Here is a 25,982-nt window from a genome sequence, read left to right as displayed (position 1 = left end):
TCAGACTACCGACCTGACCGCCTGCCGGAAGCCGGTCGGATCCTCGACCCAGGGGAGATGACCGGCCTCCGGCAGGACCACCCGCCGTACGCGCGGCAGGGCCCGCTGCAGGGAGTCGACCGCCGTACGGGGGCGGAGGTCGGCAGGACCGTCGACGATGACCACGGGGACGTCGAGCGCCCGGCAGCGCTCGTACAGGTCGGGGGTGCCCCAGGTCTGCCTCCGCTCGGCGTTGAAGGCCTGGTTGCAGGCGAGGTTGACGCCGAACCAGGGCTCGGCCATGCGGTGGGCATGCGCCAACGCCCGCTCCCGGTCCGGGAATTCGGCCGACCACTGGAGTACGGCGCTCTCCCGCGCCTCGGACTCGGACAGCTCCGGCCGACGGTCCGTCAACTCGCTCCAGCGGGCGAGGAGTTCGGGTGACTCGGCGAGCCGGGCACGGAAGTTGTGCCGGTAGGCGTCGTGCCAGTCGGCGTCCGGGCCGATTCCCGTGCCGCTCACATAGACGAGGGCGCGGACCCGCTCGGGACGGGCCAGCGCGTAGGACAGGGCCAGCTGCGCGCCCCAGGAGTGCCCGAGCAGGGTCATCCGCTCCAGGCCGAAGTGGGCCCGTACGGCGTCGAGATCGGCAACCGCCCGCTCGGTCGTCCAGGGGCCCTCGGACGGGGCCGAGCGGCCACAGCCGCGCTGGTCCCAGCGGATCACCGAGGCGGCGTCGCCGAGGAGTTCGGCGACGTCCTCGAACATGTCCCACAGGCCGGGTCCGCCGTGGCAGAGCACAAGTGGCTCCGCGCCGTGCCCGGTTCGGTGGGCCCACAGCGCGGTCCCGTCATCGGTCAGCACACGCTCCGTCCGGGTCATGGGCCGAAGTCTGCCCGGCCCACAACCCGTTGCGCGAGGGAGATCGTGAGGGAGATTCAGCCCATGTGCGGGTACGTGTAGTCGGTCGGGGCGACCAGCGTCTCCTTGATGGCCCGGGTCAGCGTCCAGCGCATCAGGTTCTGCGGGGCGCCCGCCTTGTCGTTGGTGCCGGAGGCCCGGCCGCCACCGAAGGGCTGCTGGCCGACGACCGCGCCCGTCGACTTGTCGTTGATGTAGAAGTTGCCGGCCGCGTAGCGCAGCTTCTCCATCGTGTACGCGGCTGCCGCGCGGTCCGCCGAGATCACCGAGCCCGTGAGCGCGTAGTCCGAGACCGACTCCATCTGGGCCAGCATCGTGTCGTACTGCTCGTCCTCGTAGACGTACACCGCGAGGAAGGGGCCGAAGTACTCCGTGGTGAAGACCTGGTTGGCCGGGTCCGTGCACTCCACGACCGTCGGGCGGACGAAGTAGCCGACCGAGTCGTCGTACGCGCCGCCCGCCACGATCGTGCAGGTCGGGTCGGTCTTCGCGCGGTCGATCGCGGCCTTGTTCTTGGCGAAGGCCCGCTCGTCGATCACCGCGCCGATGAAGTGGGTGAGGTCGGTGACGTCACCCATCGTCAACTGGTCGACCTCGGCGGCGAATTCCTCGCGGAAACCGTCGTTCCAGATCGACGCGGGGATGTAGGCGCGGGAGGTCGCGCTGCACTTCTGGCCCTGGTACTCGAAGGCACCGCGCGTGAGCGCCGTCTTCAGGACCGCCCGGTCCGCGCTCGGGTGGGCGACGACGAAGTCCTTGCCGCCGGTCTCGCCGACCAGACGCGGGTAGGAGCGGTACTTCTCGATGTTCGCGCCGATCGTCTTCCACAGGTACTGGAAGGTCTTCGTCGAGCCCGTGAAGTGGATGCCCGCCAAGTCCCGGTGTTCCAGGGCCACTTCGGAGACGTCGATGCCGTCACCGGTGACGAGGTTGATGACGCCCTTGGGCAGGCCCGCCTCCTCCAGCAACCGCATCAGGAGGACGGCCGAGTGGGTCTGGGTCGGGGACGGCTTCCAGACGACGACATTGCCCATGAGGGCGGGGGCGGTGGGCAGGTTGCCCGCGATCGCCGTGAAGTTGAAGGGGGTGATCGCGTAGACGAAGCCTTCGAGGGGGCGGTGGTCCAGGCGGTTCCAGACGCCCGGGGAGTTGGCGGGCGGCTGCTCGGCGAGCAGGTCTCGGGCGTACTTGACGTTGAAGCGCCAGAAGTCGATCAGCTCGCAGGAGGAGTCGATCTCGGCCTGCTGGGCGGTCTTCGACTGGCCGAGCATGGTGGACGCGGCGAGGGTCTCGCGCCAGGGTCCTGCGAGGAGTTCGGCGGCGCGCAGGATGATCGCGGCGCGGTCGTCGAACGCCATCGCGCGCCAGGCGGGCGCGGCGGCGAGGGCCGCGTCGATCGCGTCCTGGGCGTCCTGCTGGGTGGCGTTGGCGTAAGTGCCCAGGCGGGCCTTGTGGTTGTGCGGCTGTACGACGTCGACGCGGTCGCCGCCGCCCATGCGCCGTGCGCCGCCGATGGTCATCGTCAGGTCGACCGGGTTCTCGGCCAGCTCCTTCAACTTGGCTTCGAGCCGGGCGCGTTCGGGCGAACCGGGGGCGTAGCCGCGCACCGGCTCGTTGACGGGGGTGGGGACCTGGGTGACGGCGTCCATGGGTTCCGTGACTCCTTGAGGGGCGAGCGAGCGGGTGTTGTCGGGGGCCAATTCCCTTGGTCTCAGCCCTTGGTGAGAATCGAGCGACCGAAGAAGAGGAGGTTGGCGGGCCGTTCGGCCAGCCTCCGCATGAAGTAGCCGTACCAGTCCGTGCCGTAGGCCGTGTAGACGCGCATCCGGTGGCCTTCCGCCGCCAGGCGCAGGTGCTCCTCGCTCCTGATGCCGTACAGCATCTGGAACTCGTACTCGTCGAGCTTGCGGCTCGCGCGGCGGGCCAGTTCCTGGGCGATGGAGATCAGGCGGGGGTCGTGGGAGCCGATCATCGGGTAGCCCTCGCCCTCCATCAGGGTCCTCAGGACGCGGACGTACGCCTTGTCGGTCTCGGACTTCTGCTGGTAGGCGACCTCGGCGGGCTCCTTGTACGCGCCCTTCACCAGGCGTACGCGGCTACCGCTGTCGGCGAGGCGGCGGGCGTCGGACTCGGTGCGGTAGAGGTAGGCCTGGATGACGCAGCCGGTCTGCGGGAAGTCCTTGCGGAGTTCGTCGTGGATGGCGAACATCGAGTCCAGGGTGGTGTGGTCCTCCGCGTCCAGCGTGACCGACGTACCGATCGCCGCCGCCGCCTCGACGACGGGCCGGATGTTGGCGAGGGCCAGCTCGTGGCCGCCGGGCAGCGCCTGGCCGAAGAGCGACAGCTTCACGGACATCTCGGCCCTGGTACCCAGTTCCAGGTCCCCCAGGCGCTCGACCAGCTCCAGGTAGGCGTCCCTGGCGGCGGTGGCCTGTTCGGGAGTCGTGATGTCCTCGCCGACCACGTCCAGGGTGACTTCGAGGCCGTGGTCGGTGAGGTCCTGGACGATCGGGACGACGTCGTCGACCGTCTCGCCGGGGATGAAGCGGTCGACGACCGGCCTGGTCACCGGGGCGGCCGAGATCGCTCGGCGCAGCCGGTCGCTGCGCGAGGCGGCGAGAATCACGGGACCCAGCACGGGGCACCTCCACAAAGGCCGGTAAACGGAGAACCACCGTGAAACCTAGGGACTGCTCCGATCGTCTGCCATCGACAGCTGTCACGCATCCGTGCCACAGATCTCAGACAGATGTATGAAGGGGAGCGGGGAAAAGGGGAGAATGGGCGGGTGACCGCCGATGCCGCCTCCTCCCCCTCCCCCCACCACGCCGGTGACTACCAGGACCTGGTCGACGAGATCTCCGAGCTGCTCGGCGCCCCGGCGACCCTGGAGAACCGGGATTTCGAGCTGATCGCGTTCGGTACGTACGACAGCGAGGGCGAGCTGGACGAGTCGGCGCTGGACCCGGTGCGTACGCGCTCGATCCTGACCCGGCGTTCGACGACGGTGGTCCGGGAGTGGTTCGAGGGGTTCGGGATCACCCGGGCGACCGGGCCGGTCCGTATTCCGCCCACCCCGGAGGCGGGGGTCTACCGGGGACGGATCTGTCTCCCCGTACGCCATCGGGGTGTCGTCCTCGGCTATGTCTGGCTCCTGGACGACGATCCGGGGCCGTCGGAGGCGCAGCTGGCGACCGCCATGGAGGTGACGGCGCGGATCGGCGCGCTGCTGGCCGACGAGGCGCAGCACGGCGCCGATCTGACCCGGGAGCTGCGGGCCGTCCTCACCGCCGAGCGCGACTGGCAGCGGGACACGGCTGTCGCGGAACTCCGCTCGGCGCTCGGCACCCGGGCCGACGCCCCGCACACGCTGATCTGCGTGGCCCCCTGGCCGTCGCCCGACGCCCCCTCCGTCCGTACGGTGCAGGGCGCGACCGCCCTGTGCACGCTGCCGTGGGGCACCTCGGCCCAGTGTCTGGCGGTGCTGCTGCGGCTGCGCGCACCGGACTCCCCGGCGCCGGCGACGAACGCGGCCGGGCGGCTCCTGGAGCGGGCGGGTGAGCGGGGCGGGGCCGGTGTCGCGGCGGCCCGGGTCGGGCTGGCCGAGCTGGGGGCGGCCTGGCGGGAGGCGTCGGCCGCGGCGCGGGCGGTGGGCGCGGAGCCCAGGCTCGGGCCCGTCGCGCAGTGGCGGTCGATCGGCCCGTACCGCCTGCTGACGGCACTCCCGCCGGACGCGACCCACGACCCGGCGGTCACGCCCCTCCTCGTCCCCGCCCACCAGGAGCTGGCCCGCACGGCGGAGACGTATCTCGACTGCGCGGGCCAGGCGACGCGCACGGCGACGGAGCTGGGCATCCACCGCCAGACCCTCTACTACCGCCTGTCCCGCGTGGAGCGGCTGACGGGCCTGGACCTGGACGACGGCGAGGACCGGCTGCTGCTGCACATGGCGCTGAAGGGGGCGCGGCTCTGACGGTTCCGTCAGGAGTCGGCTTCCGTCAGGAGTCGGGATCCGTCAGGGGTCCAGGTCCGCGAAATGCTGGGCCACGTCGAAGTTGGCGATCAGGCGGGCCAGCCCCAGCGGGGTCTGTCCGCTCGTGTTCTCCGCCCTCGGGTCGGCGCCGCGCTCCCGGAGCAGGTGGATGAGGTCTCCCCTGCCCCGGGAGTTGAACACCGCGACGAACAGCGGGGTGTTCCCGTACCGGTTTCGCGCGTCGGTCTCCGCACCGGCGTCCAGCAGCAGCCGTACCGCCTCGGCGTGGCCCTCCTGTGCCGCCAGGTGCAACGGGGTGAAGCCGTCGCGGTCGGCGGCACCGGGGTCGGCGCCCGCGGCGATCAGCCGCTCGGCCTCGGCGAGGTCTCCGCGCGAGGCCGCGGTGTGGAGCGGGGTTCTGCCCTGACGGTCACGCGGATCACGGTTGCTCATACTTGTGACTCATATTGTTGGCGGGAAGTTCGATCTGGTAGTGGCTCGCCTTGTTCTCGAACTCGACGAACTGTTCGCGGGTCCAGCCCTGTTGCTGTGCCATGTCCCGGTTCTTCCAGTACTCGAGGCCCGGCTTGTGGCCGTAGTGGAAGGGTCCCTCGGCCGGAATGACCTGGCCGGTGTTCGGGTCGATGAAGTTGCCGTCGGCGTCCCGCACCGCCGCGTTCTGGATGTCCTGCTTGGTCGTCGAGCGGAGCTTGACGCGATCATACGTCGCGTCCGTGTCCGTGCGGTTGGGATCCGGCTGGAAGCGTCCGTCCGGGCCACGGGTGACGTTGCACGGTCCGGTGTTGTGGACGAGGACCGGGACGTCGCCGGCCAGCACGTAGTACGTGTGCAGCTCACCGACGGTGAGGTTGTGCACCCGCTCGTGCCGTGCCGTCCACGCCTGGACCGCCGTGACCTGGACATAGGTGCCCGCGCTCGTGCGCAGCAGCATCCCCGGCCGCAGGTCCTCGGCGTTCAGCCAGCGGCCGAGTGCCTCGACCCAGAAGGGGTGTTCGTCGGTGGCGGTGACGGGGGCCGTGCGGTCGCCCTTGTCGCCGTCCACGTCGACCGTGATCCTGACCAGGTTCTTCTCGCCCTCGCCCGCGATCAGGCGGGTGACCGGCTGGGCCTCGGTGCGGCCGGTCTCCGGGTCGGTGGCCAGGACCAGATCGCCCGCCCGTACGTCCTCGATGGGTTTCGCGGAACCGTCGGCCATGACGACCCCGCTGCCGGGCACGAAGCTGTTGCAGTCCCCCGGCTTGGTCTTCGCCAGGGAGCCGGCGGCGGTGTCGAGGGCGCCGTCCTGCTTGGCGACCCGGCGGTAGGCGTCGCCCGCCTTGTCGGCGAGGTAGGTGCCGACCCGGCCGACGGCCTTGACCTTGCCGAGCGCCACGTCGGCGGCCTTCTCGGCGAGGACCGGCGCCGCGTCCAGGGCCGCGTCGCCGAGGGTCTTGCGGCCGGCCGCGACATCCTGCGCGGTGTTGTAGACGGTCTGGCCCGCCTGGTAGGCGCTGTAGGCGGTCATGCCCCAACCGACCAGCTTGGCACCGGCGATGAGGACGGGGATGAAGACGATGTTGCCGTCCGGGTCGAGACTCCCGACCGGGTTTCCGTAGGCGTAGCCGTAGGAGTTGAGGTTGGCCGACCGGTAGACGCCCCCGTTTCCCTCGCCGTTGAGGTAGTCGCCCATGACCGGGTCGGGCGACTGCCACAGGCCGATCCGGGAGTCGTAGTAGCGGGCCCCGTGGTAGGTGTAGCCGGTCTCCTTGTCCAGTTCCTTGCCGGTGAACTGGTACGGGTTGTCGGCCCCCTTGTTCTCGTCGACCCAGACCTCGCCCGACGGGAAGTAGTCGAGGTGTTCGGAGATCCGGCCCTTCTCGTCCGTGCCGTACGACGTCGAGCCCAGGTGGTCGGCGTGGTAGTAGAACTGGTCCTTCTCGTAGAAGACGGCGGGCTTCACGGTCTTCGTGGCGATGCGGGTCGTGCCGATGAAGACGTGCTTGAACTCCTGGAGTCCGCGCGCCGAGTAGTTCTGGTTCGGGTAGAGGGTGGTCTGCGCGCCGTCCTTGACCACGCGCTCGCCGTCCGCGTCGTACAGGAAGCGGACGTTGGGCGACTTGCCGGGCTTGTCGCAGGACGACGGGTCCTGGTCGACCGTCTCGTACTTCCAGAAGTCGTGGACGCAGGCCAGCCGGTTCGCCTCGTCCCAGACCTGCTGGCGGCGCGGGTGCCCGAAGGTGTCGGAGTCGCTGTCGATCAGGTTGCCGTTGGCGTCGTACTTCAGGGACTCCTCGCCCACCCGTGAGGGCGCGTGCGGGCTCGGGCCCTTGTAGGCATAGCCGTTGGTGTAGGTCGTCGCCTTCTGGACGTGTTCGAAGTCGCCGTCCCCGTACACGATGGCGTGCCGTTGCGCCTTGCCGGTGATGTTGTGGATCGTGTCGTACGTCGTCGACACCGAGTAGGTGTCGGACTTCTTCTTCGCGAAGTCGTACGCGCCGGTCGCCTTCGTCAGCCGGTACAGGTTGTCGTACTCGTACGTCTGGACGGTCGGACCACTCGCCTCCGAACCGCTCGTGACGGGCTCGGTCGCGTTCTCCTGGCGGGTGAGGTTGCCGACCGCGTCGTAGGCGTAGGCCAGGTTCTGGAACGAATCGCCCTTCGGCAGCGTCGAGTTGAGCGCCGCGAGACGCCGGTCCTCCGCGTCGTAGGTGTAGTTCGTCGCCGTGCCGTTGCCCAGCTCGACGCGGGTCCGCTGGCCGAACTTGTCGTAGTCAAGCGAGGTCAGGTAGTCGTAACTGTGGTGCTTCTTGGTGCCGGTGGCCGCGGTGACCTGGCCGCCGCTGTCGTAGGTGTACGCCAGCCGCTCGCCGTCCGGGTAGGTCAGCGACAGGACCCGGCCGAAGCTGTCGTAGCGGTAGCCGGTGGTGAAGACGCTGGTCGTGTGGAGGGGGCCCGGCAGGGTGCGGGTCTCCTCGACGACCTCGCCGAGGGGGCCGTACTCCCGCTTCACCACGCCCGCCGCGTCCTCGATCTTCGTCAGCCGGCCGGCGGCGTTGTGCTTGGCGCCCGGATCGCCGTACGTGTAGCGGACGTTGTTGTCCTTGAAGACCGGGTACCTGACCTCCTCCAGCCGGTTGAAGTCGTACTTGTACTCGATCGCCTTGTGCTTCTTGGCGAGGTTCGCGGTGATCGTGCGGACGACGTTGCCCGCCGGGTCGTAGACCGTCGTGGTGCGGCCCGTGTCCGGGGTGTCGACGGCCGTGCGGCGGCCGAAGTCGTCGTACTCGCTCCTCGTCGTGTTGTTCCTGTTGTCCCTGACCTTCGTCAACTGGCCCAGGGCGTCGTACTCGTAGGACGTCCAGATCGGCGCGTCGTCCTTCTTCGCGCCCGGTTCGCGTACGGCGGTCTTCTGCTGCCGTACGTCCGTGTAGGCGCTGGTCCGGTTCTCCTTGGCGTCGGTCGCGACCGTCTCGAACCGGGTCTCGCCCGACCGGTCGGTGCCGAAGCCGTACCGCTGGGTGGAGACGGTGCCGTCCGGCAGCTCCGTGCGCAGCGGGCGGTCCAGGATGTCGTAGGCGACCGTGGTCGGGCGGACGGTGTCGACGGCCGGGTTGTACGCGGTGTCGGCGTCGCCCTTCGGTTCGGTGACCGGGTAGTACTGCCGGACCGCGCGGCCCAGGGCGTCGTAGACGGTGCGGCCGGAGACCGTCATGACGTCCTTGCCGGCGACCTCCGCGTCCTTCTTCGTCTGGACGACGCGGCCGAGGCCGTCGGTGAAGGTGACGGTGTCGATCGTGTCGCCCTTGACCTTGCCGTCCGAGTCGCGGTCGAGGTGGCGGGTGACCGCGTACGGGACCTCCGCGTCGGGCCGGTAGGCGAAGGCGATCGTCGGGCGGTCCGCCTTGTGGTCGTGCGGTCCTGTCACCGAGGTGACCCGGCCGACCTGGTCGTAAGTCGTGCCGACCCGCTGCTCGTTGATGTCCACGGACTCGGTCTGGACGCCGAACCTGAGGTCGTACGAGCCTGTCGAGCGGTAGCCGAAGCTGTCCTTCGTCGAGGTGACGTAGGTGCCCGTCGGCTCGTCGTACCCGTAGCTCAGCCGGTAGCGGTCGCCCCGGTGATTCTCCGGCTCCTGGACCGACTTCAGGGTGCCGGTGTCGTGGTACTCGAGATCGGTCACCGCCTCGGTGCCGTCGGCCAGTCGGGCGGTGTGGCGGGTGATGTCGCCCGTCGCGCAGTCCACCTCGGACTCGCGCGAACGCCTCCGCTCACCGCCGCCGAAGACCTCCACGGCCCGGGCGACGCCGACGATGTGGGTGTCGGCGCACTCGGTGTACCGGGTCCGCGTCACCAGGTCGTCGGCGGCGCCCGCCTCGCCGTGGTCGATGGTGCGGACGACGTTGCCGAGTTCGTCGTACGACAGCTCGACGGAGGTGCTCTGGCCGGGTTCCGCCTCGCCCTCGTACCAGCGGGACTCCGTCCTCACCAGCTGCGGGAAGAGCGTGGCGCCGGTGGAGCCGCCGTCGGCGGGCTCGCCGGTGGCGACATCGCGCAGGGCGTAGGTGTTGCGGGTCTCGGTGAACAGGGCGCCCGAACTGTCCGCCACCGTCTGGCTCTTGACCAGGCCGCGCGTGTAGTGGCTGCCGGTCTCGTACCGCGTGGTGGAGGCGCGCAGCTCGTCCTGGGTGGTGGTGACGGTGCCGTAGCCGCGGAACTCGCGCTCCAGCCGGTCGTAGGCGCCGTCCTGGTAGGTGAAGGCCAGCGACTGGGTGTCGGGGCCGTCCCCTGCCAGGTTGTCGTGGACCTTCGCGCCGCTGAGCAGCCAGCGGGTGCCGGGCTGGTCGTAGGTGTTGCCGTCGCGCGAGTAGTCGAGGTCGATGCGCGAACCCAGCGGCCGGGCAACGGACTTGAGGAGGTTGGTACGGCCGGTGCGGTTGGCGGCGACCGTCAACTGGCTGTCGTTCGTGGAGGCGAGGTGGTCGGCGAGGCCGTCGCCGTCGATGTCGCGCAGCATCTGCTCGGCGCGCGAGGCGCCGGTGGAGACGTTGGCGCCCGGGTTGACGATGATGCAGCCGGTGATGAACAGCGGGCAGAAGGGCACGGTGAAGTAGGCGCCGCCGCCCAGACGGGCGTTGGAGTCCTCGTTGATGCCGTTGAGGCTGCCGTTGAAGGGCACCGGCTCGGCGAACCCGGACCCGGTGTTGAGGGCGACCCGGATCGGGTTGCCGGTGAGGACGCGGTCGGCGCGGCCGTCGCCGTTGACGTCGACCAGGGAGTTCTTGGTGGACGACGTGGTCTGGTCGAAGGAGGCGCCGCCGCCGAAGGCGTAGAAGTCGGTGCTGAAGCCGATGTTGAGGCCCGAGCTTGAGCTGGTGCCCTCGTTGAGCTTGCCGCCGGGCCAGGGTTCGGCGGCGGCGAAGCGGTAGCCGAGGTTGAGGGCGGCACGGCCGTCCTCGTACACGCGGTCGGGCAGTCCGTCGCCGTTGATGTCGAGCAGGTCGAAGCGGCCGTCGGACTTGCCGGTGCCGAGGTTGCCGCCGACCCCCAGCGGGGGCATGTCGTTGCCCGAGGTCGAGGTGTTGGCGGTGCCGCCCGCGGGCGGGGCGGCATGGCCCCGGCCGGTGGTGATGGTGCGGGCCGCGCTGCCCGCGCTGGCGTTGCCGGTGACGTTCTCCGACTCGCGCACGGAACCGCCGGGCACGCTGCCCCTGGTGGCGCCGAGGACACCGGTCGGGTCGGTGTACTGCACGCCGCCCGCGCCGACGACGTCGGGATAGCCGTCGCCGTTCATGTCAAGGTAGTCGAGGACGCCCTGGGAGGTGCCCCGGGCGACACTGCCGCCGACGCTGCCCACGGGCCCGCCGAGCGACCCGGTCAGCGATATCTGCTTCGACTCGGAGATGCGGGGCACGGCCTGCACGGAGGCCAGCGCGGCTGCAGTGGGCAGGCCGATGGTCTGGCCGCCGTAGCGCGAACTGGCGACCTTCCCGCCGGCCACCCACACGTCACCCGAGGACCAACGCCCGCGCGCCGGCTCCGGGGTGAACGGCACGACGTCCGGCGGGGTGACCCTCGGGTCCTGCTCGAACTCCTCGCGGTCCCGCTCCGGGTCCACGTCCTCGGGCAGCCGCGAGGGGATGGTCTCGCCGGTCAAGTCGGCCTGGCGGACGGGCTGTTCGGCGCGGTCGCCGTTGCCGTTGTAGCCGACGGCGGACCAGCCCCGGTACGGGCGGGCGAAGACGCCCTCGGTGATCCGGGTGTGCACGGTCGCGGCGACCGGGTTGTCCGTGTCGCCGTTGACGGTGACCTGCGCCGAGGTGACACCGGTGCCGGTGACGTCGAAGTACAGGTCGTCGCCCGGTTCGGCGGCCACCTGGAACGACGGTTCCTCGGTGCCCGGTCGGACGGTCCGCTTCGCGAGCAGCGCGCCGTGCTTCTTGACGGTGAGGACCACGGTGTCGGCGTCGCCCTCGATACGCGGGGTGACGGTGAGCGGGCCGCCGGGGGCGGTGTAGGCGCGCTGGACGGCGCCGCCGGTGGCGTAGGTGTCGATGTCGTACGGCGGGCTGAAGCTCTGCTCGCCCTCGACGCCCTCGGTGTACTCGGCCAGGGGCGCCCACTCCACCTTGCCGACGTCGACCGGCGAGTCCGCCTTGATCCGCCAGGACAGCTTCTGCCCCTTGGTGACGGTGACCGAGGTGTCGACGGGGAAGGTGCCGGTGTCGGCGGCGTCGATGGTCCGCTCGACCACCGGGTCGTCGTCGCGGGTGATCAGGACGGTGATGTCGTCGGTGAGGGCCGCCGTCTTCGTCACGTCACCGGTCAGCCGCAGGGTGCCCGCGACGGGCGCCTCGATACTGCCCGCGCGCCCGGCGAGGGTGAAGTCGCCGGAAGCCCGGTAGGCGTGCAGGGCAAGGCCGTTGGCGTCGGTCGCCGCGAAGCCGGTGTAGGTGATCGCCGGGTCCCACGCGACCTGGTCGGCGGCGCCGTCGAACACGGACCCGACCCGGAAGTACAGCTGGTCGCCCCGCTTCACCTCGATGGCGTCGATGCCCTCGGGGACGCGCTCGGTGCGGTCGTTCTCCGCGATCCGGGCCGACCACAGCTCCCGGTCCTCGTGCTGCACGGCGACCCGCACACCGTCCGGATCGGCGAACTCGGGCAGCGCGGCGGCGACTTCCTCCAGGGCCACCCCACCGGTGACGGCCACGGTCCCGTCGTACGGCGCCGTCCATCTGCGCACCGAGTCGACCAGCGGGAAGGAGGCGATACGACGCTCCCGCTCGGCGGCGAGGTCGGGCAGGGCGCCCGCCACGTCGACCGTGCCGGTGCCGATCGGGGCGGGGGTGTCGGCGGCCGACCCGTAGGTCACCTCGCCGTCGGTGCCGACCCGGCCGAACAGCACCGAGGAGCCGTTGACGAGGTCGACCACGCCGTCGGCGTTGACGTCGGCGAAGTAGCGCCGGGTGGTGGAGACGGTGCTGACGTAGTCGAGCTGCTGGGCGCCCGCGAGATAGCTCTCGATGCCGGCGGTACGGCTGCTGGCGGACTCCCGGAACAGGCCGGGCAGGTTGTGCAGCGCGGTCACGGACTCGGCGAACCTGGGCCGGCCGCCGGGACGGGACAGGTTCTTGCGGAAGACGTAGCCGGAGCCGCGCTCGAAGACCTTGTCGGGCAGGTTGTCGCCGTCCACGTCCAGCAGGGCCAGCAGCCCCTCGTCGGTGGACCGGCTGTAGCCCGCCTTGACCCCGACGGACCCGCTCTTCGAGGGCCGCGCGCCGAAGCCGACGTACAGATGCCCGCCCGCGCCGGTGGAGGTGTTGCCGTTGAGGGCTCCGGCCTCCCCGGCGCCCGAACGCACGCCGTTCACCCGGCTGTTGCGCACATTGTCGTCCGGCGAGGACCAGTCGACCCGCGCGAACGCGTCGTAGGCGCCGTCGGCGTCCCGGATGTCGTCGTAGTACGAGAACTCGTGCTCGGTGAAGACCCGCCCCTCGGCGTCGAGTTGGCCGATCGACTTGAGCAGCGTCTTGTGGAACGCGCCTTCCTGGTACGTGAGTTCGTAGCCGCGCACCAGCTCGTCCCGGAACCGCACCTCGACCCGGCGCAGCAGATCGGCGGTGACCCGCTTGAAGCCGCCGCGCGCGTCGATGGACACGTCCGGGCGGCGCTCCTCGGCCAGTTCACGGTCCCGGACGAAGGTCACGGTGTACGGGCCGTCGGTGTCGCCGTGCCCGGTGTACGCGATCTTCTTGACGTACAGCTCGCGGCCCGCGACCGTCCCGCCGGCCACGCCCGCGTCCTCGACCGTGGCGTAGTCGTAGCGCACGGTGTTGGCGTGCGGGTCGCGGACCTCGCGCAGCGCCCAGGAGAAGATCCGGCCCTCGTCGTCGGTGAGGACGGCGCCCTCGCCGCCGTAGACATAGCGGACCCCGGACTTGTCGGTGACCTCCCAGCCGTACGTCTTGGGCGAGTCACCGGTGCGGACGATGCGGGCGAAGCCACCCTCCACCCGGGTGTGGAAGACCTTGTCGCCCTCGCTTCGCGGCTGCGGCTCGGACCGGTGCGCGACCGGGGTGAGCTGCTCGCCGCCGAGGACGTACGTCTCGGTCTCGCGGGCGGCGTCGTAGCGCGGGACGCCCCAGCGGGTGTCGACGGAGACGGACGGCGCGGCCAGTTCCCACCCGCTGCCCAGCCAACTGCCGGTACCTGCCGAGGAGTAGCCGATGGAGAGGGAGGGCGCGAGCCCTGCCCGGCCGCCCGGCAGCTCCAGCGGATAGGCGAGCCGGGCGTCGCCCTGGTTGTTGGGGGCCGGGGCGGAGATCTGGTTGACACCGGTGGCCGGGTCGGCGGCCTGGATGCCCTTGAGCTGGTTCGGGTCGTTGCTGATCTGCTCGGGGCCCTCGGGCGCGGTGACGGTCGCGTTCACCATGTCGGTGAAGTGGTTCGTCCGCGAGACGACGACCTGCTTCTCCTCGTCGACCGCGATCCGCTCCAGCGGCTGCCAGCAGTCGGCCGCCTCGTCGAAGTAGAAGGTCCGCACGTCGTTCGGGGTGAGCCCGGCCGTCTTCACCGCGTCCGGGTCGTACGGCAGGGTCACCGTGAGGTCGGTCTCGAAGGTGTGCGGGGTCGGGGTGAACCGGTAACCGCGTGGCCCCGCCGTCATGTTGTCCATGCCGGAGCCGAGGCTCGGCAGGCTGCTCTCGGTCAGCGGCTGGACGCCGATCTCGGTCGGCCGGTCCACCGCCTCCGGCGCCAGCGCCGCCTCGGCGCCGTCCCGCGCGACGACCTTGGTGACGCCGGTGCCCGGGACCACCCACTCCGTCGTCACCGGCGCGGACTCGGCGGCGATCGGCCCCTTCTCCGTCGCCTCCGAGCCGGGAACACAGCCGCCCAGCGGCTGCGCGTCGGCCACGGGCACGGGGTCGTCGACGGCCCGCCAACCGCTGCCGGAGAGCAGCGAGACCAGCAGGGCGATGCCCAGCAGCAGCGGAATAAAGCGTCTGTGTCCCCACACCCGACCGGCCATGACCAGCCCCGACCCTTCGCAGCAACAGCGAACTCGGAAGTTGTCCGTGCACACAACCCACACACAGGCCACACCTAACGCACACGAATCCTGCTGGGTGGCATGCACGCGCCACTAGTAAAGAACCCGTCAACTCTGCTCGACGGAGAACGGTGGCGGCCCGGGCGGGCAACGCGGAAGAACGGGAGGTCACTTGAAAATGGAAGGTTCAGCGGACGTCCGCCGGACGTGGCGCGAAACGCACGCGGGTCACTTACGACTGTCGGCGGCGGCCCCGATCACCCGCCGCAGCCCCTCGGTGAGCTGGTCGGCGGTCGGCGCGGTGGCGGGATCGAAGACGTACTGGCAGATGAGCCCGGTCATCAGGGTGTTGTAGAACTGCCCGACGGAGTCCACGTCCTCCTCCCGGACGTCCTCCTCGACCCCGCCGAGGAACAGCGGAATGATCCCGCGCCCGGCCTCGCGCTGGGCCTGCGCCAAGTGGTCGCGAACGGTGGGCAGTTGGTCCCCCATGGCGACGATCTCCACACTCAGCCGCCACAGCGAACCGGGCCCCCGCATGGTGCGGATGATGTTCGCCCAGACCTCCTGGAACCGGTCGAGCGAACCGGCCTCGGTCTCGCCGGCCGTCCCCACGGCGGGCGTGAAGTCGTCGGAGAGCTGCTCCACCAGGGCGACGTAGGCCTCGGCGAGGAGCTTGTCCTTCGAGCCGTAGTGATAGCCGATCGACGCCAGGTTGGTCCCCGACTCCCTGACGATGTCGCGCGCGGTCGTGCGCACGAAGCCCTTCTCCAGCAGGCAGCGCTTGGCGCCTTCGAGCAGATCCTCACGGTGTCCCATGCGCACACCCTATCTAGACAAGCGATTTATACGACCGTCATAGACAGTTGTTTTATACGCTTGTACAGTCACCGCCATGACGAACACGCCGAACGTGACGAACACCGAGAACACGACGAACGCGCCGCCGGAAACCCGTGCGGGCCGCCGCGAATGGACGGCCCTCGGCGTCCTGATGCTCCCGCTGCTGCTGGTCTCGATGGACGTCTCCGTCCTCTACTTCGCGGTCCCCGCGATCAGCGCGGACCTGGAGCCGACCGGCACCCAGCAGCTCTGGATCTTCGACATCTACGCCTTCGTCCTGGCGGGCCTGCTGATGACGATGGGCTCGCTGGGCGACCGCATAGGCCGCCGCAGGCTCCTCCTGACGGGCGCCGCGGCTTTCGGCGCGGGCTCGCTCCTGGCCGCCTACGCGGACAGCGCCGGGACCCTGATCGCGGCCCGCGCGGTCCTCGGCATAGGCGGCGCGACCCTGATGCCGTCGACGATGGCCCTGATCCGCACGATGTTCCGCGACCCCGGCCAGCGCGCGAAGGCGATCAGCCTGTGGTCCGGGGTGATGACCGGCGGGGTCGCCCTCGGCTCGGTGCTGAGCGGGCTGCTGGTCGAGTACTTCTGGTGGGGTTCGGTCTTCCTGGTCAACCTGCCCGCGATGGCGCTGCTTCTGGTCCTGGGCCCGACCCTGCTCCCCGAGTCGAGGTCCGAGAACCCCGGCCGCTTCGACCTCCTGAGCGTGCCCCTGTCGATGGCGGCGGTCCTCCCCGTGATCTACGGGCTGAAGGAGATCCCGTCGGAGGGCTGGCACGCGGAGTACGTCGTCTCGGTCACCGTCGGCCTGTTCTTCGCGTACCTCTTCGTCCAGCGGCAGCGCACTGCGGCCTCACCGCTGATCTCCCCCGCACTGTTCCGGGGCCGGGGCTTCGCCCCCGCGGTCGCCCTGAACCTGGTCTCGGCGTTCGGGATGATGGGCTCGGCGTACTTCACCACGCAGTATCTGCAGTCGGTGCTGGGCAAGAGTTCGCTGGAGGCCGCGTTGTGGGGGCTGCTGCCGACGGTGCTCGTCGGGGTGGCCGCACCGGTCTCCGCCGCCCTGGTCCGGCGGGGCGTGCCGCGCGCCCACGTGGTCGCGGGCGGCTTCGTGATCGCGGCCTGCGGATACGGCCTGCTGGCGTTGGTCGGCACGGACTCGCTGTGGCTGGTCCTGGCGGGCGCGGGCGTCCTCGCGGCCGGCATCGTCACCGTGATGTCGCAGCTGATGGACCTGGGGCTGAGCAGCGCGCCGGTGGAGCGGGCGGGCGCGGCGTCGTCCCTGCTGGAGACGGGCGCGGAGTTCGGTGGTGCGCTGGGGATGGCCGTACTGGGCTCGATCGGTACGGCGGTCTACCGCCACGGGATGCCTGCCTCGGCGCCCGCGCAGGCCCTGGAGACGCTGGGTGGGGCGTTGGCGGTGGCGCGGGGGCTTCCGGTGCGGGTGGGGGACGCGCTGGTGGTCGCGGCGCGGGAGGCGTACGTGGACGGGATGCGGGGGGCTGCTGTCGCGGGGGTGGTGGTGTTGCTGGGGGCGGCGGTGGTGGCGGTTCGTCTGAAGTCGCCGGAGGGGTGAGGGGGCTTGGCGGGTCTGTACCCATCCCTTCCTGGGGGGTGCCGGACGGACCAAGGGGTTTCGGCCTGGCTGGGGGTCTGGGGGCGGCAGCCCCCAGACCGACAGTCACCCTCAGACCAGGTTCACCGAGCGCGCGGACGTCGCGCCGATCTCCTCCGCGACCTCCGCCAGAACACCCGGCTCGACCGTGTCGTCCACGGTCAGGACAGCCAGCGCCTCGCCGCCCGCCACCGAGCGGGACACCTGCATCCCGGCGATGTTGATGCCCGCCTCGCCGAAGACTCGTCCCACCGTGCCGACGACGCCGGGGCGGTCGACGTACCGGAGGACGACCATGTGGTCGGCGAGGGCGAGGTCGACGTCGTACTCGCCGACCGCGACGATCTTCTGGTGGTTCTTCGGACCGGCGAGCGTGCCGGAGACCGACACCTCCTCACCGGTACCGAGCGTGCCGCGCACGGTCACGACGTTGCGGTGGTCGGCCGACTCCGAGCTGGTCGTGAGCCGAACCTCCACGCCGCGCTCCTGGGCGAACAGCGGGGCGTTGACGTACGACACCGTCTCGTCGACGACGTCCTCGAACACGCCCTTGAGCGCGGAGAGTTCGAGCACCTTGACGTCGTGCTGGGTGATCTCGCCGTACACCTCGACGTCGAGGCGGACCGCGACCTCGCCCGCGAGCGCGGTGAAGATGCGGCCGAGCTTCTCGGCGAGCGGCAGACCCGGCTTGACGTCCTCGGCGATGACACCGCCCTGGACGTTGACCGCGTCCGGGACCAGCTCACCGGCGAGGGCCAGACGCACGGAACGGGCGACGGCGATGCCCGCCTTCTCCTGCGCCTCGTCCGTCGAAGCACCGAGGTGCGGGGTGCAGACGACCTGGTCCAGCTCGAACAGCGGGGAGTCCGTGCAGGGCTCCTTCGCGTACACGTCGAGACCGGCGCCCGCGACCCGGCCCTCCTTGAGCGCCGAGTACAGCGCCTCCTCGTCGACGATCCCGCCACGCGCGGCGTTCACGATCCGGACGTTCGGCTTGACCTTGTGCAGCGCCTCGTCACCGATGAGACCGAGGGTCTCGGGGGTCTTCGGCAGGTGGACGGTGATGAAGTCGGAGACTTCGAGCAGCTCGTCCAGCGACAGGACCTTCACACCCATCTGCGCGGCTCGCGCGGGCTGGATGTAGGGGTCGTACGCGACGACCTTCATCCCGAACGCCGACATGCGCTGCGCGACGAGCGCGCCGATCCGGCCGAGACCGACGACACCGAGGGTCTTCTCGGCCAGCTCGACGCCGGTGTACTTGTTGCGCTTCCACTCGCCGTTCTTGAGCGCGGTGTTGGCCTGCGGGATGTGGCGCGCGGTGGCCAGCAGCAGACCGCAGGCCAGCTCGGCGGCGGTGACGATGTTGGAGGTGGGGGCGTTGACGACCATCACGCCGGCCTTGGTGGCGGCGGAGACGTCCACGTTGTCGAGGCCGACGCCGGCTCGTGCGACGACCTTCAACTTCCGGGCGGCGGCGACCGCTTCCGCGTCGACCTTGGTGGCCGAGCGGATCAGGATCGCGTCGACGTCGGCGATGGCGGGGAGCAGTTCGGCTCGGTCCGCTCCGTTGCAGTGCCGGATCTCGAAGTCCGGGCCGAGCGCGTCGACGGTCGCGGGCGACAGCTCTTCAGCGATGAGTACGACAGGTTTCGAGCTCACGTGAGTCCTCACTCAGTCCTTTGCGGACGGCCGTCCCGACGGCCGCAGGCGGTGTGGAGGGGGAAGTGGCGCCGGGGAATTTCAGGTGTGCTCCCGCGTTGGTCGGTGCGTGCTCTCGGCGCGCCGGGTGGAGGTCCTCGTAGCGGAGCTACCAGGGCCTTCGGTCGGTGCGGCGAGAGTGCGTGCCGGGCGGCGTGGGGGCGTGCCTGAAATTCCCCGGTGTCGCTTAGCCGCGTGGAAGACGCACGACGCTGTGGGCCTGACGCGAATGTAGTACGGCAGTGTAGTGGCGCGGCGAGGCCGTTCTCCCGCCTGCGCGGAAGGATCACTCATCCGTGGTGGACACCGCGAACGAGGCCTTGCCCGGGTTCGGCAATGGGGCCGCAGCATGCGCCACGGCCCCATCCCTCAAGGCTTACGCCTCGTCGTTGACCCAGGACATGAGCTTGCGCAGCTCCTTGCCCGTGGTCTCCAGGAGGCTCTGCTCGTCCTGCTGCTTGTACTCGTTGTACTTCTTCAGACCGCCGTGGTACTCGGCCATCCACTCACGCGCGAAGGTGCCGTCCTGGATCTCGGCGAGGACCTTCTTCATCTCGGCCTTGGTGGCGTCCGTGATGATGCGGGGACCGGTGACGTAGTCGCCCCACTCGGCGGTCTCGGAGACGCTCCAGCGCATCTTCTCCAGGCCGCCCTCGTACATCAGGTCGACGATCAGCTTCAGCTCGTGCAGGCACTCGAAGTACGCGATCTCCGGCTGGTAGCCGGCCTCGGTCAGCGTCTCGAAACCGGCCTTGACCAGCGCGGCCGTACCACCGCAGAGCACGGCCTGCTCACCGAACAGGTCGGTCTCGGTCTCCTCGGTGAACGTCGTCTTGATGACGCCGGCGCGGGTGCCGCCGATGCCCTTGGCGTACGACAGGGCCAGCGCGAAGGCGTTGCCGGTGGAGTCCTGCTCGACGGCCGCGATACACGGAACGCCGCGGCCCTCCTCGTACTGGCGGCGGACGAGGTGGCCCGGGCCCTTGGGGGCGACCATGCAGACGTCGATGCCGGCCGGGGGCTTGATGAAGTCGAAGCGGATGTTCAGGCCGTGGCCGAAGAACAGCGCGTCGCCCTGGTTGAGGTTGTCCTTGATGGACTCCTCGTAGACCTGGGCCTGGATCGGGTCCGGGACGAGGATCATGATGACGTCGGCCTCGGCGGCGGCCTCGGCGGGGGTCACCACGCGCAGGCCCTGCTCCTCGGCCTTCGCCTTGGACTTGGAGCCCTCGTGCAGACCGACACGGACGTCGACACCAGAGTCACGGAGCGACAGCGCGTGGGCGTGGCCCTGGCTGCCGTAACCGATGACCGCGACCTTGCGGCCCTGGATGATGGACAGGTCGGCGTCGGCGTCGTAGAACAGCTCGGCCACTTTGGGTTCTCTCCTTGAGTGCAGGTGTTGCGTCCCACCGTATGACGGCGGGGGGAAGCGAAGTTTCGGGGTCTCGGTATACGGGCGGCCGGTGTCACCCGACCGCCCGGTTCAGCCGGTCTTGAAGCCGGACCGGAAGCTGGTCAGGCCGACCGGTCGAGGGCCCGCAGCGAGCGGTCGGTGATCGAGCGCGCGCCGCGTCCGATCGCGATCGTGCCGGACTGCACCAGTTCCTTGATGCCGTACGGCTCCAGCATCTTGAGCATCGCCGACAGCTTGTCGCTGCTGCCGGTGGCCTCGATGGTGACGGCCTCCGGGGAGACGTCTACCGTCTTGGCGCGGAAGAGCTGGACGATCTCGACGATCTGGGAGCGCGTCTCGTTGTCCGCGCGCACCTTCACCAGAACGAGTTCGCGCTGCACCGCCGAGCCGGATTCCAGCTCGACGATCTTCAGCACGTTGACGAGCTTGTTGAGCTGCTTGGTCACCTGTTCGAGGGGGAGTTCCTCGATCACGTTGACGACGATGGTGATGCGGGAGATCTCGGGGTGCTCGGTCACGCCGACGGCGAGCGAGTCGATGTTGAAACCGCGCCGGGAGAACAGGGCCGTGATCCGGGCGAGGACACCGGGCTTGTTCTCGACGAGGACGGAGAGGGTGTGCTTGGACATGTCTCTTTACGTCTCTCTCGCTCAGTCGTCTTCGTTGTCGCCGAAGTCGGGGCGGACGTCCCGGGCGGCCAGGATCTCGTCGTTGGAGGTGCCGGCGGCGACCATCGGCCACACCATGGCGTCCTCGTGGACGATGAAGTCGATCACGACAGGGCGGTCGTTGATCGAGTTCGCCTCCTCGATGACCTTGTCGAGGTCGTCGGGGGACTCGCAGCGGATCGCGTAGCAGCCCATCGCCTCCGACAGCTTCACGAAGTCGGGGACGCGGGTGCCCTTGGCGTTCGGATTGACGTCACCCGGACCCGAGTGCAGCACGGTGTTGCTGTACCGCTGGTTGTAGAACAGGGTCTGCCACTGGCGGACCATCCCGAGGGCGCCGTTGTTGATGATGGCGACCTTGATCGGGATGTTGTTGAGTGCGCAGGTGGTGAGTTCCTGGTTGGTCATCTGGAAGCAGCCGTCGCCGTCGATCGCCCAGACCGTACGGTCCGGGGCACCGGCCTTGGCGCCCATCGCGGCCGGGACCGCGTACCCCATCGTCCCGGCGCCACCGGAGTTCAGCCAGGTCGCGGGCTTCTCGTACTGGATGTAGTGCGCGGCCCACATCTGGTGCTGGCCGACGCCCGCCGCGAAGATCGTGCCCTCGGGGGCGAGCTGTCCGATGCGCTCGATGACCTGCTGCGGGGAGAGCGAGCCGTTGTCGGGCTGCTCGTAGCCGAGCGGGTACGTCTCGCGCCAGCGATTGAGGTCCTTCCACCAGGCGGTGTAGTCACCGGTCTGGCCCTCGCTGTGCTCCTTCTGCACGGCCTGGACCAGGTCGGCGATGACCTCGCGGGCGTCCCCGACGATCGGGACGTCGGCGGCGCGGTTCTTGCCGATCTCCGCCGGGTCGATGTCGGCGTGGACGATCTTGGCGTGCGGGGCGAAGCTGGAGAGCTTGCCGGTGACGCGGTCGTCGAAGCGGGCTCCGAGGGCGACGATCAGGTCGGCCTTCTGCAGCGCGGTGACGGCGGTGACCGCACCGTGCATGCCCGGCATTCCCACGTGCAGCGGGTGGCTGTCGGGGAATGCGCCGAGCGCCATCAGGGTGGTGGTGACGGGCGCTCCGGTGAGTTCTGCGAGGACCTTCAGCTCGGCGGTGGCCTGGGCCTTGATGACCCCGCCGCCGACGTAGAGGACCGGCCGCTTGGCGGCGGTGATCAGCTTGGCGGCCTCGCGGATCTGCTTGGCGTGCGGCTTGGTCACCGGACGGTAGCCGGGCAGGTCGGCGGCCGGCGGCCACTGGAAGACCGTCTGGGCCTGGAGGGCGTCCTTGGCGATGTCGACCAGGACCGGCCCGGGACGGCCCGTGGAGGCGATGTGGAATGCCTCCGCGATCGTCTTCGGGATGTCCTCGGCCTTGGTGACCAGGAAGTTGTGCTTGGTGATCGGCATCGTGATGCCGACGATGTCCGCCTCCTGGAAGGCGTCCGTGCCGATGGCCTTCGACGCGACCTGCCCGGTGATCGCCACGAGCGGCACCGAGTCCATGTGCGCGTCGGCGATCGGGGTCACCAGGTTGGTGGCGCCGGGTCCGCTGGTCGCCATGCAGACGCCGACCTTGCCGGTGGCCTGCGCGTAACCGGTGGCCGCGTGTCCCGCGCCCTGCTCGTGCCGCACGAGCACGTGCCGCACCCGCGTGGAGTCCATCAGCGGGTCGTAGGCGGGAAGGATCGCACCGCCGGGAATGCCGAATACCGTCTCGGCCCCGACCTCCTCAAGCGAGCGGATGAGGGACTTCGCACCCGTGACGTGCTCGGGGGCGGACTGCTGTCCTCCGGAACGGGGCCGCGGCTGCGGGTGATGGGCCCCGGTGGCCTGCTCGGTCATCGGCATTCTCTTCTCGATGCTGAGGGTTTTTGCGTGTTCTGTGCGGTGTGCGTTGCTTTTTTGTCGCGGTCCGACTGGTGTCGGTGCAACAAAAAACCCCTCGTGCCGTGAGGCAAGCGAGGGGAGCGCGCCGGGTGCGGTCGCTGGGAGTTCCGGGTCCGTCCGAAACGTTCACCAGCGTCAGCCGACGCGCTTTCCAAGTACGAGAATTCGGGTGCGCATGGGGTCGACCCTCCCCCCGGCACGCACCGACTGTCAAGTGGGTGGGACGGGAGTCTCATTATGTGAGCGGAGGGCGGTTCCACCCCCGAGAACGGCGGGCACACCTGTACTTGTGTACACCCCGGAGCCCCCACCCGCGAACGCGGGCTCGGCCGGACCGTTGGGCACGGGATAGCGGCCGGTGGACAGGGCCCGGCGCAGCCGGTACTCGTCCAGCGGCCCGGAGAAGGCCATCCCCTGGCCGTGTGTGCAGCCCATCGCGCGCAGGGCGGTGACCTGCTCGGGCAGGTCCACGCCGTCGGCCACGGACTGCAGCCCGAGGTCGCAGGCGATCCTGAGCAGCCCGCTGGTGATCTTGTGCAGCCGCGTGGACTCGACGACGCCCTCGACCAGTCCGCGGTCGAGTTTCAGTACGTCGACGGGGAGCCTGCGCAGTGCCGTGATCGCCGCGTAGCCGCTGCCGAAGCCGTCCAGGGCGATCTGTACGCCGAGCCGCCGGAAGGCGTTCAGCCGGCGCTCCAGCTCGTCCAGGGAGACCCGGGGGTCGGTGTCCGCCAGCTCGATCACCAGGGCGCCGGTGGGCAGCCCGTGCCGGGTCAGCAGCGTCTCGATCGACCCGAGGGGCAGGGAGCGGTCCAGGAGCCGCTGGGCGCTCATCCGGACGGAGACGGGTACGGCGAGCCCGGTCGCCGCGCGTTCGGCGGCCTGTCCTACGGCCTCCTCCAGCATCCAGCGGTCCAGCTCGGCGGTCTTGTCGCTGTCCTCGGCGACGCGCAGGAACTCGGCGGGCGTGAACAGCACGCCCTGGGAGGAGCGCCAGCGCGCCTGGGCGGCGACCGAGGTGATCCGGCCGGTCTCCAGGGCCACCACCGGCTGGTGCAGCAGCACGAACTCGCCGTCGTGCAGGGCGGCGCGCAGCCTGGTGGCCAGCTCCGCCTTGCGGACGACGTCCTGCTGCATCTGCGGCGCGTACAACTCGACGCGGCCCTTGCCGGAGGCCTTGACGCGGTACATCGCCAGGTCGGCGTTGCGCAGCAGCTCGCCCGCGCCGAGGCCGGGTTCGGCGAAGGCGACGCCGATGGAGGCGTTGACCCGGACGTCGTTGCCGTCGATGTCGTACGGCTGCGAGAGGGTGAGCCGCAGCCGGTCGGCCAGTTCCACTATGTGGCGTTCGCGGGCGGTACGGTCCCGGGTGCCGTCGCCGACGATCAGTGCGGCGAACTCGTCGCCGCCGAGCCGGGAGGCGGTGTCGCCGTACCGGACCGCGTCCTGGAGTCTGCGGGCGGCCTGGACGAGGAGTTCGTCCCCGGCCTGGTGGCCGATGGTGTCGTTGACGGCCTTGAAGCCGTCGAGGTCGATGAAGAGGACGGCCGTGCCGCGGTCGGTGGAGCGGCGGCCGGACAGGGCCTGCTGCACGCGCTGGGTGAACAGAGCGCGGTTGGGCAGGTCGGTGAGCGGGTCGTGCTCGGCGTTGTGCTGCAACTGGGCCTGCAGCCGCACCCGTTCGGTGACGTCCCGGCTGTTGAAGATGAGGCCGCCGTGGTGCCGGTTGACCGTCGACTCCACGTTCAGCCAGCCGCCGTCGCCGGACTTGAAGCGGCACTCGATGCGGGTCGTGGGTTCGTCGCCCGGGCTGGCGGCGAGGAAGCGGCGCACCTCGTGCACCACGCAGCCCAGGTCCTCCGGGTGGATGAGATGGGCCAGTTCGGTGCCGACGAGTTCCTCAGCGGACCGGCCGTAGACCCCGGCGGCGGCCGGACTGACGTACCGCAGCATGCCGTTCGGAGCGGCGATCATGATGACGTCGCTGGAGCCCTGGACCAGGGAGCGGAAGTGGTTCTCCTTCTGGGCCAGTTCCTGGGTGAGGGTGATGTTGTCGAGCAGCATGATGCCCTGGCGCACGACCAGCGCGAGGACGACGGCGCCCGCGGTGATGAGGACGACGCGGTCGGGGCTGCGGCCGTTGAGGACGTTGTAGAGGATGCCCAGCGTGCAGACCGCGGCGGCGAGATACGGCGTGAGCGCGGCGAGCGAGCCGGTGATGGGGCGGGTGGCCGGATACCGGCCGTGATCACCGCCCGGCGCGGGCGGGTGGCCCTGGCGGGACGCGGGCGGGGTGTGCTGGTGGCCGCCGGGACGGCCGCCCGGGCGCTGCTGTCCGGGGAGGTGCTCGTGCACCACGCGCGTGTGCCCGCCTGACTCACCGGGCCCCTCGTGCCCGGCGCCCACCCAGGGCGCGTACGCAAGCAGCAGCGAGCCGGCGAACCAGCCCGCGTCGAGCAGCTGGCCCGAGTGGTAGTTGTTGTGCAGCAGGGGCGAGGTGAACAGGGCGTCGCAGCCCACGGTCAGGGCGAGGGCGCCGATCGCGGTGTTCACGGCGGAGCGGTTCACGGTGGAGCGCCTGAAGTGCAGCGCGAGCACCATGCTGACCAGGGCGATGTCCAGCAGCGGGTACGCCAGGGAGAGCGCGGTGTGCGCGACGCTCGGCCCGTCGAACTTCGCCGTCTGGGCCAGGGCGAGGCTCCAGGACAGGGTGAGCAGCGAGCCGCCGATCAGCCAGGCGTCCAGGACCATGCAGACCCAGCCGGCCTTGGTCACCGGCCGTTTGGCAAGGACCAGGAGTCCGATGATGGCGGGCGGGGCGAAGCAGAGGAAGAACAGGTCGGCGAGGTTCGGGCTGGGCACGGGCACGGCGAGGACGACCTCGTACCAGCCCCAGATGAGGTTCCCGAGGGAGGCCATGGCCGAGGACAGTGCGAACAGCAGCCAGGCGGGTCGAAAGCGGATCCGGCTACGGGCGTAGAGGAAACAGGACACGGCGGCGGTGCCCGCCGCCGCGCTCAGCCCGAAGTCGCCCATGATCAGGGCGAGTCGGGGGGAACCCCAGCCGAGCGCGGAACCGACGGCGTATCCCGCGCAGACCAGGGCCAGCACCAGCTGGGAGACCAGGTTCGAGCCCCCGCCGGAGACCGGCCGGCGGCGGGTCAGGAGCGCCCCGGGGGAACTCACCGGACCCTCCGGACCCGCGCCGCTCCCGCGTCCCGCGTGCTCCGGTGGGCCCGCGCCGGGTGCGCGGCGGGGGCCGGGTGCGCGGTGTGCGGATGCCGCCGGCGACCGCTGTGCCGGCGGTGGTGGTGATGGCCGCTGTGGCCGCGTCTGCGCGCGGCCGTGCGCCAGGGTCGCCGTCGGCGGCCCCGCCGCGTCGGATCGTTCGCCCATAGACCGTGCATCGCCCGTCGCCCCCCTCACAAGTCTGAAAT

At 70.3% G+C, this 25,982-nt stretch carries 13 protein-coding genes; 2 read left to right on the top strand and 11 right to left on the bottom strand.

Annotation, left to right across the window (positions count from 1 at the left end; genetic code table 11):
• From CW359_RS15945 to CW359_RS15935, 3 genes are all read right to left on the bottom strand, one after another.
• A complete protein-coding gene (locus CW359_RS15945) occupies positions 1–861 on the bottom strand; it encodes an alpha/beta fold hydrolase (RefSeq protein WP_105970594.1) in 861 nt (286 codons plus the stop codon).
• A gap of 56 nt (positions 862–917) precedes the next feature.
• On the bottom strand, positions 918–2,549 hold the full coding sequence (pruA, locus tag CW359_RS15940; RefSeq protein ID WP_105970593.1) for an L-glutamate gamma-semialdehyde dehydrogenase: 1,632 nt from the start codon (positions 2,547–2,549) through the stop codon (positions 918–920).
• Positions 2,550–2,611: 62 nt separating this feature from the next.
• Positions 2,612–3,538 (bottom strand): proline dehydrogenase family protein, encoded by a 927-nt coding sequence (locus tag CW359_RS15935; protein WP_105970592.1) that lies wholly within the window; start codon positions 3,536–3,538, stop codon positions 2,612–2,614.
• 111 nt (positions 3,539–3,649) lie between these two features.
• Between CW359_RS15935 and CW359_RS15930 the strand changes: the two genes are divergently transcribed.
• Positions 3,650–4,873 (top strand): PucR family transcriptional regulator, encoded by a 1,224-nt coding sequence (locus tag CW359_RS15930; RefSeq protein WP_105970591.1) that lies wholly within the window; start codon positions 3,650–3,652, stop codon positions 4,871–4,873.
• A 42-nt stretch (positions 4,874–4,915) separates the two neighbouring features.
• Here CW359_RS15930 and CW359_RS15925 read toward each other — a convergent pair whose 3' ends face one another.
• The 3 genes from CW359_RS15925 to CW359_RS15915 form a co-directional block, all read right to left on the bottom strand.
• Complete coding sequence (locus CW359_RS15925) at positions 4,916–5,326, bottom strand: ankyrin repeat domain-containing protein (RefSeq protein WP_105970590.1); 411 nt, start codon at positions 5,324–5,326, stop codon at positions 4,916–4,918.
• Entirely contained in the window at positions 5,313–14,402 is a 9,090-nt protein-coding gene (locus CW359_RS15920; protein ID WP_105970589.1) for a GH-E family nuclease, read from the bottom strand. The genes CW359_RS15925 and CW359_RS15920 overlap by 14 nt, the downstream gene beginning before the upstream one ends.
• A gap of 249 nt (positions 14,403–14,651) precedes the next feature.
• Positions 14,652–15,242 (bottom strand): TetR/AcrR family transcriptional regulator, encoded by a 591-nt coding sequence (locus CW359_RS15915; RefSeq protein ID WP_105970588.1) that lies wholly within the window; start codon positions 15,240–15,242, stop codon positions 14,652–14,654.
• A gap of 76 nt (positions 15,243–15,318) precedes the next feature.
• Between CW359_RS15915 and CW359_RS15910 the strand changes: the two genes are divergently transcribed.
• Positions 15,319–16,845 (top strand): MFS transporter, encoded by a 1,527-nt coding sequence (locus CW359_RS15910; RefSeq protein WP_105970587.1) that lies wholly within the window; start codon positions 15,319–15,321, stop codon positions 16,843–16,845.
• Positions 16,846–16,956: 111 nt separating this feature from the next.
• Here the strand turns inward: CW359_RS15910 and serA are convergent, their stop codons facing one another.
• The 5 genes from serA to CW359_RS15880 all read right to left on the bottom strand — a co-directional run bounded on the left by serA (position 16,957) and on the right by CW359_RS15880 (position 25,731).
• A complete protein-coding gene (gene serA / locus CW359_RS15905) occupies positions 16,957–18,546 on the bottom strand; it encodes a phosphoglycerate dehydrogenase (RefSeq protein WP_105970586.1) in 1,590 nt (529 codons plus the stop codon).
• A 415-nt stretch (positions 18,547–18,961) separates the two neighbouring features.
• Entirely contained in the window at positions 18,962–19,960 is a 999-nt protein-coding gene (ilvC, locus tag CW359_RS15895) for a ketol-acid reductoisomerase (RefSeq protein ID WP_105970584.1), read from the bottom strand.
• Positions 19,961–20,103: 143 nt separating this feature from the next.
• Entirely contained in the window at positions 20,104–20,631 is a 528-nt protein-coding gene (gene ilvN, locus CW359_RS15890) for an acetolactate synthase small subunit (protein ID WP_105970583.1), read from the bottom strand.
• Between the two features lie 21 nt (positions 20,632–20,652).
• Positions 20,653–22,506 carry an acetolactate synthase large subunit gene (locus CW359_RS15885; protein ID WP_105970582.1) on the bottom strand — a complete coding sequence of 618 codons (1,854 nt, stop codon included), beginning with the start codon at positions 22,504–22,506 and terminating at the stop codon, positions 20,653–20,655.
• A 249-nt stretch (positions 22,507–22,755) separates the two neighbouring features.
• Complete coding sequence (locus tag CW359_RS15880) at positions 22,756–25,731, bottom strand: putative bifunctional diguanylate cyclase/phosphodiesterase (protein ID WP_198655235.1); 2,976 nt, start codon at positions 25,729–25,731, stop codon at positions 22,756–22,758.
• Positions 25,732–25,982: the final 251 nt, after the last annotated feature.

The organism is Streptomyces geranii, assembly GCF_002954775.1.
GTDB classification, from domain to species: Bacteria; Actinomycetota; Actinomycetes; order Streptomycetales; family Streptomycetaceae; genus Streptomyces; species Streptomyces geranii.
The sequence above is the reverse complement of the archived record's forward strand: the minus strand, read 5'-3'. Positions and strand labels throughout refer to the sequence as shown.